Raw genomic sequence first — 14,406 nt, forward strand, 5'->3', positions numbered from 1 at the left:
TACGACTACAACTACAACAGTACGTGATGGCAAATCACCAAAACTAGAAGTAATCGATAACAATAATGGTTCACACACTATTAAAGTGACAGGAGCAGACGGTAAAGAAACAAGTACAACAATCTTTGATGGCAAATCACCAAAAGCAAACATCGTTAATAACGGAGATGGAACTCATACATTAACAATCGTGGGTTCAGATGGACGTGAATATAAATCTATCATTAAAGATGGAAAAGATGGAGTGTCACCAACTGTATCCGTTAAAAATAATAATGATGGAACTCACGTAGTGACAATTACGAATCCTGACGGTAGCAAAACAGAAATGGTAATCAAAGACGGTAAAGATGGCAAATCACCAAAAGTTACTGTTGAAGATAATGGAGATGGAACTCATACGATTATTATCGCTAATTCTGATGGCACTGTAACGAAAACAGTTATCAAAGATGGAAAAGATGGACGTGATGGTAAAGACGGAAAATGTGGATGCCAAGAAAAACCAGTAACACCATCCAATAACAAACCAGTTCCTCCAGTAAATCATAAACAGGAAAAAACAATGTTTGCAATGCCAGAACCACCAGTTTTTGAATTAACAGAAATAGATCTTCCAGGAATGCCAACACCTCCTGTATATGAAGTACCAGAGATGAACATTCCAACTCCAAGCAATAACGGTAATGTTCCTCCAGTTAATGAAGTACCTAGAGAAGGTAAAGTGCCACCAACAAATGGTACAACACCTCCTCCAGCAGAAGTTTCTCGTGAGAAAGAAGTTCCAACAGAAAAAACTCCAGAACCAGAAATTCAAACAGGTACTATAACTCCAAATAGTTACTTACCGGAAACTGGAACACAATCAGATTATATCTATATTATTTTAGCTAGTGGAATTTTAATGTCACTTTATATTGGAAAAAGACAAGAAGACTAAACTAAAAAAAAATCTCATCAGTTATTCTGACGAGATTTTTTTGTTATCATTTCATATACATTTCATAAACGCTCTCTATAATAAGTTACAGATAAGAAATGTGAGAGAGGAGTTATTCCTTTGATAAAAAATGCAGCACTTTATATTTTTAGAAAAAGAAAGAAAAGTCTGATACTCATCACTATATTTAGTGTTATTTTAGCTTGTATATTTGCTTGTATGAGGTTATTATCTACGACTTCCACAGTGCAACAACAATTAAAACAAACGACAACTTCTTCGTTTGAATTTAGAAAAAAAGATGGAACAAGTTTTTCATTCAAACAAGTGGAAGAAATAAAGAAAGTTGCAGATAATGAGTCTTTAGAAAAACATTATCAAACCATTGCAAAATTAGAAAATCACACAGTAGTGACAGTGGAAGAAAAAATTCAGCGAGATGATATTGATGAAGAAATGAAAAATGTTGTTTCTCTCAATTCTAGTAGCCAAGTAAATCGAGAAAAACTATTCTCAAGTGGAGTTTTCTCATTGTTAAAGGGAAAAATGATAGAAGCAACGGATGTTCATAAAATCATGATTCATGAAGAATTAGCCTCTAAAAATCAATTAAATCTTGGAGATACGATAACCCTTGATGTCATCCAACAAGAAACTGGTGAGAAGAAAAAAGTAGATTATGAAATTGTTGGAATTTTTTCTGGGAAAAAGCAAGAAACTTATACAGGATTAAGTTCTGATTTTAGTGAAAATACTGTATTTACGGATTATAAATCCATTCATCAACTCTTCTCTAGTGAATTAGGAGAAGTTGTGACAGGATTAAATATCTTTGCTTCGTCAAGTGAAGAATTACTAAAAATGAAACAAGCTATAGAAGCTTTACCATTCAATTGGGAAGAGTTTGTAATTGAGGATCAAAAGCAAGATTTCGATGATATATTAGAAAGTATTACAGGTCTTCAAAGTATGGTTCAGTGGATGACAGTAGGAATATTAATTGCTGGAGCAGTTGTATTATCGCTAATGCTAATGTTAAGTGTGCGAGAAAGAATTTATGAGATTGGTATTTTATTATCGATTGGAATTCATAAAGCTTGGATTATTGGAAAATTCATTGTTGAATTATTCTTATTGACGATTCCATCTATTTTTGTTTCGCTTGCATTAGGACCTATGATGGTTCAACAATTAATGAATGGATTTATATCGATGGATTCGGAACAATCTCCTTTAGGAAACTTTATTTCAAAAGGAGCACAACAGGCAGTAATGATTGTTTTTAGTCAAAGTTATGCATTATTAGCAATAGTGATTGTATTTTCACTTGCTGTAACATTAGGAATCTTTTTAATGAAAAAACCAAAAGAAATATTATCAAAAATGAGTTAGGAGAATGAACATGAGTGTATTATCAATGAATAAAGTTAGTTATCAATATAAGGAGGCACGTCAATCTGTGTTATCACAAATTGATCAAGAGTTTGAAGCCGGTAAATTTTACGCGATTATTGGTAAATCGGGTTCTGGAAAATCAACATTATTATCTTTATTAGCAGCATTAGATAATCCAACAAGTGGAAAGATTTTATTTGAAGGAGAAGATATTCAAAAAAAAGGAGATAGTTATCATCGTAAACATCATATTTCCTTAGTCTTCCAAAATTATAATTTAATAGATTATTTAACGCCTTTAGAAAATATTCGTTTAGTCAATCCTACAGCTACAAAAGAAATTTTATTACAATTAGGATTAGAAGAAAGTCATGTGAATCGTAATGTTTTAAAATTATCAGGAGGGCAACAACAAAGGGTTGCGATTGCTCGTGCGTTGGTTTCAGAGGCTCCAATTATTTTAGCGGATGAACCAACAGGAAATTTAGATGAACATACAGCGGGTGAAATTATAGATGTTCTAAAATCACTGGCAAAAGAAAGAAAAAAATGTGTCATTGTTGTAACACATAGTAAAGAAGTAGCAAATGCTGCAGATACGATATTAGAATTGCGTGAAACAAAACTTCACGAAGTGAAATAAGTAAAGGGAGATAGAATAGGATGAAAAATGCATTTGCTTATATTTCAAGAAAAATCTATAAATCATTCGTATTATTTGCCGTTGTACTATCTATGGCGACATTAAGTATGATTGGATTATCCATGAAAGATGCAACGAATCAAGCTTCAAAAGAAGTATTTAAAAATATTACAAATAGTTTTTCAATGGAAATTAATCGTCGTGTGAATCAAGGAACACCACGAGGCGGAGGAAATATTAAAGGAGAAGATATTAAAAAAATCTCTGAATCTCCAGATATCGAAGGAACTGTTAAACGTATTAATAGTGTAGCTGATTTAGCAGATTACGATATTATTGAAACAAAAGAAACTCAAGGAGTGTTAACACCCGATCGTATTAAGAAATTTAAACGTGCTGTTATGTTAACAGGGGTTAATGATTCTGCGAAAGAAAATAAATTTGTTTCTGGCGCCTATCAATTGGTAGAAGGAAGTTCATTAGTAGAATCAGATAAACATAAAATTTTAATGCATAAAGATTTAGCTGAAAAAAACAACTTAAAAGTAGGCGATAAAATTACATTAAAATCAAATATTTATGATGCTGATAATGAAAAAGGTGCTAATGAAACGGTAGAAGTTGAAATTAAAGGTCTGTTTGATGGTCATAATAAAACGAGAGTTACAGCAGCACAAGAATTATATGAAAATACTTTAGTAACCGATATTCTTACAGCTGCTGAAGTATATGGAAATACAGAAGATACAGCAGTGTATCAAGATGCGACATTCTTTGTAAAAGGAAATAAAAATCTTGATACAGTCATTAAAGATTTAGGGAAATTAGCGATTAATTGGAAATCTTATAATTTAGTAAAAAGTTCTTCTAACTTCCCAGCCTTACAACAATCAATTTCTGGGATGTATTCAATCGCAAATAAATTATTTATTGGATCGATTGCATTTGCAGGAATTACAGTAGCATTATTACTATTCTTATGGATGAATGCTCGTCAAAGAGAAATTGGTGTTCTATTATCGATTGGCTTATCGAAAATGGAAATATTTGGACAATTTGTATGGGAGTTATTGTTCATTAGTTTACCAGCCTTTATCGGTGCAACAGGAGTTGCTATTTTAACAGGTAAAACAGTTGGAAATCAATTACTTTCAAGTGTTACTTCAAGTATTGCAAAACAAATGGGCAAACAAGCAGCCTCAACGGGTCTAGGTGGCGGAGCTGAAGTAGATGGCTTTAATAAGACATTAACTTCGTTAGAAATGGTGATTCAACCAACAAATGTACTATATGTAGTTGGATTTATGATTGTGGTATTAGGGATTGCATTAACGATTGCCAGTGTGAAAACATTTAGTAAAAATCCTAAAGAATTATTAATGGATGTTGAATAGAAGTTCAAAGATATAAAGGGAGAAAATGACGAACGTCTAGCAAAAATAAACTGTCATTAAAAATGAAATAGATCAATAAAAGGTGCAGACAAAGAATTAAAAAGGATTCCAAGTCTGCTCCTTTTTTATGAAATGACAAGGACAGAAATGGAAAAATCATTTATAATAAGAATGAGAGGAGATGAAGCTGTGAGAATTTTAATGGTCGAAGATGAAGCACCAATTCGTGAAGGAGTCTGTGATTATTTAAATGAATGTGATTATGAGATGATTGCTGCAAGTGATGGACAAGAAGCGATGGAATTATTTGATTCAAATGAAGTGCATTTAGTGCTATTAGATATTCAATTGCCGAAAAAGAATGGATTAGAAGTTCTAGAATATATTCGAAGAAAAAGTTCAATCCCTGCATTAATGTTAACAGCTTTTAGCGATGAAGAATACCAATTAAAAGCTTTTAGTCAATTAGCAGATGGCTATATTGAAAAGCCATTTTCCTTACCTGTTTTAAAAGCGAGAATTGATGCTTTAATGAAACGCTATTATCCTGATACAGAAGTGTTTACTTATCAAAATACGAGTGTAAATTTCTCTAGTTATACAGCAACTCTTTTTGGAGAAAAAGTAGATATGAATGCTAAAGAAATTGAAATTTTAAAATGTTTAGTCGATCATGAAGGGCAAGCATTAAGTAGGCAACAAATTATTGATCAAGTTTGGAAAGAAACAGACGAAATTCCTTTTGATCGAGTGATTGATGTCTATATGAAGGAATTACGTAAAAAATTAGCATTGGATTGTATTATTACAATTCGTAATGTGGGATATAAATTGGAGAGACTATGAAATCATTAAAAATATTTCCAAAAATTTTAGCGACAACTTTTTTTATTTTAAGTATGTTAGTTATTGGCATTCATATTTCGATTTATTTTATTTTTCCTAAGACTTATCTTGAAACGAAACAACAGGAACTAAGTATAAAAGCAGACCAAATTTCGTCCAATTTAAACTTAAAAGAAGAAAGTCAAATTATGGATTTTGTGAACCTGTATTCGAAAGGAAATGATATTACTTTAATGGCAGGAGCTGAAACAGGCTCTAATGAATTTGAAATTAGTCAAGGGATACCAGCTGATTTTTCAAGTTATACCAATTCTTTAGTCATTGAAGAGCGACAAATTCAAACAAAAACTGGAGGAAATTTAAACTTACAATTTATTACAACGACTGATTTACAAAAAGAAGCTATTTTCTTAAGTTGGAAATTTTTACCATATACTTTGTTAATATCCTTCGTGATGTCATTGATGATAGCTTGGATTTATGCGAGAATTATAACGAAGCAAGTTCAACAGATGAAAAAGATAATGAGAAGAATGAAGGAATTGGATCGTCATGCTTTGTTAGAAGTTCAGTCGACCGATGAGATTGGTGAATTAAAATCACAAATTAATCAATTGTATATTAATTTATTACAAGTGATTGATAATGTAGAAGAAAAGAATGAAACGATTCTTCAATTAGAAAAAATCAAATACGAATTTTTCCGTGGACGTTCTCATGATTTAAAAACACCTTTAGCAAGTTTAAAAATTATTTTAGAAAATATGAAATATCAAGTTGGGAAATATAAAAATCGTGATTATTATATTGATGAATGTATTCAAATTGTCGATGGACTGACCGTTAAAGTAGTGGATTTATTAAGAGAATCTAAGGAAGCTCTAGGAGAAAAAGCAAAATGGATTTCTATAGAAGAAGAAATTCAAAAAGTGACTCAGGATCATCATTGGATTGCGATGAAGAGAAATTTAACGATTCATAGTCATATTGTTCCAAAGCAATTATTAATTGGACAGGAAGCTTTTAAAATGGTACTATCCAATATTTTTAGTAATGCGTATCAATATGCTAAAAGAGGATCTGTCATTCGAATCGTTTCGGATGAAAATAGTTTCATGATTCAAAATGAAGTGAATGATGCCATAGAAGAAATGAATGACCTATTAGAAGAAAATCAAAAGAAAACGGGCATTGGTTTGTTAGTTGTTCAAAATTTATTAGAACACTATGGTTTTAGTTATCATCTAGAAAATGATGAAAAGCAAGTAACGGTTACAATAGAGTTTCCAAAAAATAATGAATGAAAGAAGAGGTACATTTCCAAATAGAAGGAAGTGTACTTCTTTTTATGAGAATAGTTGCGTTTCCCTAAAAGAGTTAGTAAACTAATTTTATGAGAAAAGTAGGTGAGAGAATGAAAACGAGTTATGCAGTAGTCGATTTAGAAACAACGGGTCCTAAATTTGAAGAAGGTGGAAGGATTTTCCAATTTGGCTGTTCTATTATTGAACAGGGAGAAATTGTTACTCAAGTAGATTTGTATATTAATCCAGAGACAACAATTCCTTATGAGATTCGACAATTAACAGGAGTAGATAAGAAAGAAGTGAAGCAAGCACCATATTTTGATGAAATTGCCTCGACTATTTTTCAATTATTAGATGGAAAAACATTTGTAGCTCATAATATTAGTTTTGATTATTCCTATTTAGTAGAAAGTTTTAGAGAATTAGCGGATATTGAATGGAGTGCTCCTTGTGTGGATACTGTTCAATTAGCTCAAATTTGTTACCCAACTATTGAGAGTTATCGATTGCAAGATTTAACGCAATTTTTAGAGATTCCTCATCAACAAATTCATTCAGCAGGAAGCGATGCGTATGCAACTGCTCAATTATTTTTAAACTGTATAAAGGAATTAGAACAATTACCTGCTCCTACATTGCAACAAATGTCATTATTTGCAGATAGTTTGATGGCTGAAACAGGGAAAGTGATTCATGAGTGTTGCCAAAACGCTTCATTAACTCCAAAAGAGTTTATTTTTATAGAAGGATTTGCTTTAAATCCTATTGTTGAAACAGATGAACAGGATGAAAAGACACAAAAATGGAATGCATTGGAATTGTATCATCAATTAGTGGAAAAAAAGCTAATAGAGTATCAACCCTTACAAGTTCAATTAATTGAATTTATGTTAGAAAGATTGAATTATGGGCATTCAATCAGTTGGGTGGAAGCAGAACCTGGACTTGGAAAAACCTTAGCCTATTTACTAGTGTCTTTACAAGTACAATCACAAAATCATCCAATATGGATTGCAACTTCAACGATTTTATTGCAACAACAAATATTAGAACAGGAAATCAAACCGTTAGAAGAAGGATTAGGAATCTCATTTCCAATCGCAACGGTTAAAGGACAAGAGCATTATCTTTCATTATCTGGATTAAGAGAAGTGTTAGATAACTATGAGCAATTCCAAAATCAAAAAAGTGCTTTAACAGTCATTGGATTATTAAAATGGTTAGCACATACAACTTCAGGAGATCTATCGGAATGTAATGCTTTATTTTATCACCGTGAAATATGGGAGAAGATTACTAGAAAAGAAAGACAATTATCTAAAATGGATTTTTACCGTAGAGCCATTCGACATGCAAAAAATTCTAAAATAGTCATTACAAATCAAGCATTTTTAGTCCAATATTTAAAACAAGCATCTCAAAGAGAGAGTTTTAATAAACCGATTGTTCTGATGGATGAAGTACAACAGGTAGAACATGCATTAGAAAGCCAAGAACAAAAATTATTAGAATTTGAATCCTTATGGCAAATACAAACGGAGTGGAACGAGTACCATTTAGAACATTATTTAGAAATGTCAAGTTCTCAGGAACATCAATCTAGACAAATGAATCGTCGGTTATTGGAGCTTTGTGATTTATATGAAGAGTGGATGCAAATCATTCGAAAAGAAAGTTATCCTACTTCGGTCATATTACTATCTTCAGAAGAATGGGAGAAGAGTATTCATCATCAAATATTAGCAGCGATGAAAGCAGCTTGTATCGATTTATTAAAACGAACATTTGATTTTAAAGGTAATGATGAACTTGTTCAAAGAACACATACTTGTTTACAAAAAATGGTGCAGGAAATGGTTCTTTTATTAAAACAAGAAGAAGGCTATGTAGCTGTTTCTGCTGTATTAAAAAAAGGACAATATAGTTTACAGTTAGAAAGTATGAAATCTGCTTTAAAAATTTGGAGAGAAATTCAATCCTATATCCATCAATTTATAGGAATTTCTGCTACAATTCCAATTTTTACGCCACTATTTCATTCAATATTGCAACAAGAAGATGGATTATTTTTGCCAAAAACGTATCAAAATTTTGAACACACTGTTTTTATACCGACAGATTTACCGACTCCTTCCATTATTGTGACACCTGAAAGAGTGGAATTATTAGCGAGTCAATTAGTAGATATTTATCAAAGAAAACAGGGAAGATGTTTAGTATTGGTTCATTCCATTGAAATGCTAGAAGAATTGGAGCAAGTGTTAGTAGAATATCCAGAAATTCCTTTATTAGTTCAACGAACGAATCAGTCGAGTCGAAAAGTTCAACGAAAATTTCAACAACAGGAATCTGTTTTATTATTAGGGGTATATAGTTTTTGGGAAGGTTTTGATAGTGGAGATGTATCCATTGATCAATTAATTATTCCAAAACTTCCGTTTCCAAATCCTACGCAATTACAACAAAGAGTGATTGCTGAAGAGATGAAATTACAAAATCGTCATTATTTCCAAGATTATGCATTGGAAAAAATGTTGCAGCAATTTTATCAAGGGCTAGGAAGGATGAATCGCCCGCATCAAGAAAAAGCGGAAATATGGATTTTAGATACACGTTCCATTCATTCTCCTTATTCTACTCGAGTGATGCAATGTATTCCAAATCGAGCAAAGATTTATTCTCAAACTTTTAGAAAATTAATTAAAAAAACAATGAAAGAATAGAAAAATCAAAAACGGCAGTCGAAATGATTGTCGTTTTTATCGTTCATGTAAAGTTCATTAAAAAGTTAAAAACAAAACAATATTATAGTTTAATTTGTGATAAATAAGAGTATAATAGAAAATAATCAGTGAATTTTATTTCAGACTGATTATAAGCAAGATCCTATAAACCAAAAAGGAGAATGATGATGAAAGTTCTATTTATCGCTGCAGAAGCATCCCCTTTTGTAAAAATTGGCGGACTAGGAGATGTAATTGGTTCACTTCCTAAAGCATTACAAGCAGAAGGAGTAGAAGCTAGAGTAGTCTTACCTTTATATTCTAGTATTAACCGAGAGAAATTTCCTTTAGTATATAAAAAACATATCTTTGTGCAATTAGGTTGGAGACAAGCCTATTGTGGTATTTTTGAATGCAATATTGATGGAATTACTTATTACTTTATTGATAATGAACAATATTTTAATCGTTCATCTGTATATGGACAAGATGATGATGGGGAGCGTTTTGCATTCTTTTCAAAAGCGGCTTTAGAAATTTTACCGCATATTGATTATCAACCTCAGATTATAAATGCGAACGATTGGCATACTGCACTATCGATTATTTATTTGGATGATTTTAAATCAAGAAGAATGGAATTTTATCAAGAGATGCAAACAGTTCTATCCATTCATAATATTGAATTTCAAGGGAAATTTAATCCGTATGAAATGGGCTATTTATTTGGACTAGATAATAAATATTTTGATGCTTTAATTTATAATGGAGATTTAAATCTGTTAAAAGGAGCGATTCAATTAGCGAATCGTGTGAATACGGTTAGTCAAACGTATGCAAAAGAAATTTTAGATCCATATTTTTCATATGGTTTAGATAAAATTTTGCAAGTGGAGCAAGGAAAATTAGTAGGAATTGTGAATGGACTAGATACAGATACATTTAATCCAGAAACGGATCCACATCTTGAAAGAAATTATTCATTATCAACCATATCTGGCAAAGTGGAAAATAAATTAGCGTTTCAAAGACAAATGGCCTTAGAAGAAAATCCTCATAAGATGATGGTAGGAATGGTTACAAGATTAACGCATCAAAAAGGAATTGATTTAGTATTAGACGTAGCAGATCAATTGTTAGACTTAGGAATCCAATTAGTGATTTTAGGAACGGGAGATGCTCATTATGAATCAGCCTTACGCTCATTAGAATATCGGAGACATGATGCTGTAAGAAGCTTAATCATGTTCTCAAGTGAAATGTCTTCAAAAGTATATGCTTCATGTGATGCATTTTTAATGCCTTCTAAAACTGAACCATGTGGCTTATCACAATTAATTTCTATGCGTTATGGAACAGTTCCAATTGTTCATCGTGTAGGAGGATTATATGATACTGTTGAACCATTTGATGGGGTTCATGGAACAGGATTTACATTTGAAAGTTTTAATTCAGGAGATTTATTAGATGCAGTAAGACGTACAAAAGAAGTTTATGATTCTCAAAAAGAAAACTGGGCTTCGATTGTATCTCAAGCAATGACTAAAGATGTTAGTTGGAATCAGTCTGCGAAGCAATATGTTTCATTATATCAATCAATTTTATAAAAAGGGTAAAGGTGATTTTTGTGAATTCATTAAATTTTCAACAACGTATAGAACAAACATTACAAATTCAATTTGGTGTAACAATTGATCATGCTAGTAAACGTCAAGTATACGAAGCAATGATGAGAAGTGTTCGTGAGATTTTATCTCAAAAGAAATTTGGATATGAACAAGAATTAAAAAAACGTAGAGTAAAACGTGCGTATTATATGTCCATGGAATTTTTAGTGGGAAGAACGTTAAGAAATAATTTATTTAATTTAGGAATTGAACAAGAAATTCAAACATATTTAAGTAAACATCATATTTCTTTGGATGAAATTTATCAAATTGAACCTGATCCAGGGCTTGGAAATGGCGGTTTAGGACGTCTAGCTTCTTGTTATTTAGATGCACTAACAAGTCAAGATTATCCAGTAACAGGATTTTCAATTTTATATGAATATGGAATTTTCAAGCAAGTGATTAATAATGGTTGGCAACAAGAATTTCCGGATCACTGGTTAGATTTAGGAAAATACGGTTTAGTTTATCGTAGTGATGAAGAAGTGGAAGTTCGTTTCTATGGAAATATTAAAGAAGAAATGACAGCAGAAGGATTCCGTGTGACTCATGAAAATTATACGGCTATTCAAGCTGAACCGTATGATTTATTAATTTCAGGATATGATACAGATACTGTTAATACTTTACGTTTATGGGAAGCAAAGGCGAAAACAGGATTTAATATGAAATTATTTGAACGTGGAGAATATTCTCGTTCTTCAGAAGCAGAAGCGATTGCATCTTCTATTTCTAAATTATTATATCCAGCAGATAGCACAAGAGAAGGAAAAGAATTACGAATTAAACAACAATATTTCTTCATTAGTGCATCTCTACAACAATTAGTGAAAAACCATTATCATGAATTTGGAACATTAGAGAACTTCCATGAATATGCAGCGCTTCATATTAATGATACTCACCCAGCGATGGCAGTAGCAGAATTTATGAGATTATTAATTGATGAATATCATTATTCTTGGGAAAAATCTTGGGAAATCACTACGAAAACATTTGCTTATACAAATCATACGATTATGTCTGAAGCATTAGAAAAATGGGCAGTGGACTTATTCCGACCAATTCTTCCAAGAATTTACTCCATTATTGAAGAAATTAATCGTCGCTTCTGTCAATGGGTGATTGATATGGGGTACGAAATGACATTACCAGAAACAGCGATTATTTATGATGGGATGATTAAGATGGCGAACTTATCAATCGTTGGTAGTCATTATGTCAATGGCGTATCGAAATTGCATAGTGATATTTTAGTCGATTCTACATTCCGTTCATTTTATGCTTTGTATCCGGATAAATTTGGTAATGTGACAAATGGTATTGCTCATAGAAGATGGTTAGGACAAGCAAATCCTGAGTTAACGAATTATTTAGAATCATTAATCGGTATTGATTTTGTAAAAGATTTATCGAAGATTTCTAAATTATTAGACTATCAAGATGATGAGAAAGTTTTACATGCATTAAAAAATATTAAACATCAGAAGAAACAACAATTGGCAGCGTACATTCAAAATACATTAGGGATTACGGTAAATCCAAATTCAATCTTCGATGTACAAGTGAAACGACTTCATGAATATAAACGTCAATTATTAAATGCTTTGCATATTGTTTATTTATATCAAGCGATTAAATATCAAGGATTAAGACCAACTCCAAGAACATTTATTTTTGCTGCAAAAGCTTCATCTGGATATGATATGGCAAAAAATATTATTAAATTTATCCATTCCATCTCACAATTAATTGAAAGTGATGAATTAGTAAGAGAATATATTAAAGTAGTCTTTATTCCAGATTATAAAGTAAGTCTTGCAGAAATTATTTTACCTGCAGCGGATGTCAGTGAACAAATTTCTCAAGCAGGTAAAGAGGCAAGTGGTACTGGTAATATGAAATTAATGTTAAATGGGGCTATTACACTAGGAACATTAGATGGTGCCAATGTTGAAATTCTTGAAGCTGTTGGAGAAGAGAATATTGTCATTTTTGGATTAAAAACAGAAGAAGTAAATCAATTAATTGAAGAAGGTTACAAACCTTGGGAATGGTATAATCGTTCTGAAAGAGTGAAACAAACACTTGACTTCATTCGTACGATGACGGTTGGAGGTATGAACTTTAATTTCTTAGTAGATTACTTATTGAATCATGATCCGTTTATGTGTTTAGCTGATTTTGAATCGTATATTCATGCGCAACAACAAATTGAAGCTGCATATAATAATGAAAAACAATGGGAAAAAATGAGTTTAGTAAATACTGCAAAAGCGGGTATTTTCTCAGCGGATCGTTCCGTAAGAGAATATGCGGATAGAATTTGGCATATTACCCAAGTGAGATAAAAAAAGTAAAACTTTTTTTGAGGCGACTAGTGTCGTCTCTTTTTTTGTATAAAAAAATAGGAGATAAGTCTTGACAAATGTGGAAAAAAAGGGTATTTTATAAAACGTAATATTTACGATTTAAAGGAGGGAGCTTATGAAGCCAACTAGAAAACAACTTTGGATGGCAGGTTTAAGTAGTGTTATTGCAATTAGCACAGCAGCTTGCGGATTATTTCAAGGACAAACAGATAATAACTCACAACAACAAGTAGAAGAAACAACTGTGTCAAATGCTCAAATGACTAAATTTGAAAAACTTGCAGAAGAAATTAAAAATAATAAACCAAAAACAATTGTTGGAGAAGTATTCGAAAATGGATATTTAAAAAAACATGGGGATCATTATCATTTTGTATACGGAGCTCCACCAGCAGATGCTATTTATGAACAAAAGAATTCTGCTACAGTGATGAGTTCAACAGATGATGGTTATGTCTTTAATCCAAATGATATCGTAGAAGAAAATGAAATGGGTTATGTCGTTCGTCACGGGGATCACTTCCATTTTATTTATAAAAATAATGCGCAGCAAACGATAGCTACAACATTGGCTACAAATTCAGTAGCAAGTGAACATCATGAAGAAGTAGAAGATGGCTATGTCTTTGATAAAAAAGATGTTGTGAGCGAAACAGAAACAGGCTATGTCGTTCGTCACGGCGACCATTTCCATTTTATTTATAAAGATAAACAAGGAAATCCTGTAACAACTACTGCACAGCATGAAGACGGTGATGAGCACCATAATCATGAAGAAGAGGGAGAACACTACGATCATGACCATGATGGATACGTCTTTGATAAGAAAGATGTAGTGAGTGAAACATCAGAAGGGTATGTCGTTCGCCATGGGGATCATTTCCACTTTATTTACAAAGATAAAGATGGGAAACCAATTTTAGATAATCACCACCATGACCATGATGGAGATAAACATGAACATGAAGGTGAACACCATGACCATGAGGGCGACAAACATGAGCACGAAGGTGAGCATCACGACCATGAGGGCGACAAACATAATCATGAAGGAGAACATCACGATCATGACCATGATGGATACGTCTTTGATAAGAAAGATGTAGTGAGTGAAAC

9 protein-coding genes and 1 pseudogene are annotated in these 14,406 nt (G+C 32.0%); all 10 read left to right on the forward strand.

The features are described from left to right. A pseudogene (locus RYL55_RS06790) lies at positions 1-940 on the forward strand (YSIRK signal domain/LPXTG anchor domain surface protein); the annotation flags it as partial. 120 nt (positions 941-1,060) lie between these two features. Then, positions 1,061-2,332 carry an ABC transporter permease gene (locus RYL55_RS06795; protein WP_399545741.1) on the forward strand — a complete coding sequence of 424 codons (1,272 nt, stop codon included), beginning with the start codon at positions 1,061-1,063 and terminating at the stop codon, positions 2,330-2,332. 10 nt (positions 2,333-2,342) lie between these two features. After that, positions 2,343-2,978 carry an ABC transporter ATP-binding protein gene (locus RYL55_RS06800; RefSeq protein ID WP_315008204.1) on the forward strand — a complete coding sequence of 212 codons (636 nt, stop codon included), beginning with the start codon at positions 2,343-2,345 and terminating at the stop codon, positions 2,976-2,978. Between the two features lie 20 nt (positions 2,979-2,998). Next, positions 2,999-4,372 (forward strand): FtsX-like permease family protein, encoded by a 1,374-nt coding sequence (locus RYL55_RS06805; protein WP_315008205.1) that lies wholly within the window; start codon positions 2,999-3,001, stop codon positions 4,370-4,372. 189 nt (positions 4,373-4,561) lie between these two features. Then, the gene (locus RYL55_RS06810; RefSeq protein ID WP_315008206.1) at positions 4,562-5,218 is read left to right on the forward strand and encodes a response regulator transcription factor; all 657 of its coding nucleotides are present in this window, start codon (positions 4,562-4,564) and stop codon (positions 5,216-5,218) included. Further along, positions 5,215-6,522, forward strand: coding sequence for a HAMP domain-containing sensor histidine kinase (locus RYL55_RS06815; protein WP_315008207.1), 1,308 nt, complete (start codon positions 5,215-5,217; stop codon positions 6,520-6,522). Before RYL55_RS06810 ends, RYL55_RS06815 begins: the two co-directional genes overlap by 4 nt. Before the next feature lie 110 nt (positions 6,523-6,632). Next, a complete protein-coding gene (locus RYL55_RS06820) occupies positions 6,633-9,248 on the forward strand; it encodes a helicase C-terminal domain-containing protein (protein WP_315008208.1) in 2,616 nt (871 codons plus the stop codon). A gap of 182 nt (positions 9,249-9,430) precedes the next feature. Beyond that, entirely contained in the window at positions 9,431-10,855 is a 1,425-nt protein-coding gene (gene glgA / locus RYL55_RS06825; RefSeq protein WP_315008209.1) for a glycogen synthase GlgA, read from the forward strand. A gap of 20 nt (positions 10,856-10,875) precedes the next feature. Beyond that, complete coding sequence (locus RYL55_RS06830) at positions 10,876-13,269, forward strand: glycogen/starch/alpha-glucan phosphorylase (RefSeq protein WP_315008210.1); 2,394 nt, start codon at positions 10,876-10,878, stop codon at positions 13,267-13,269. Between the two features lie 136 nt (positions 13,270-13,405). Continuing rightward, a partial coding sequence (locus RYL55_RS06835) for a pneumococcal-type histidine triad protein (RefSeq protein ID WP_315008211.1) occupies positions 13,406-14,406 on the forward strand: 1,001 nt, incomplete at its 3' end.

This window comes from uncultured Granulicatella sp. (assembly GCF_963515615.1).
Taxonomy (GTDB): domain Bacteria; phylum Bacillota; class Bacilli; order Lactobacillales; family Aerococcaceae; genus Granulicatella.

Excerpts from the sequence above, each read along its gene's own strand:
- RYL55_RS06800 (WP_315008204.1), top strand. The coding sequence starts at position 2,343 with ATGAGTGTATTATCAATGAATAAAGTTAGTTATCAATATAAGGAGGCA.
- RYL55_RS06805 (WP_315008205.1), top strand. The coding sequence starts at position 2,999 with ATGAAAAATGCATTTGCTTATATTTCAAGAAAAATCTATAAATCATTC.
- RYL55_RS06815 (WP_315008207.1), top strand. The coding sequence starts at position 5,215 with ATGAAATCATTAAAAATATTTCCAAAAATTTTAGCGACAACTTTTTTT.
- RYL55_RS06820 (WP_315008208.1), top strand. The coding sequence starts at position 6,633 with ATGAAAACGAGTTATGCAGTAGTCGATTTAGAAACAACGGGTCCTAAA.
- glgA (WP_315008209.1), top strand. The coding sequence starts at position 9,431 with ATGATGATGAAAGTTCTATTTATCGCTGCAGAAGCATCCCCTTTTGTA.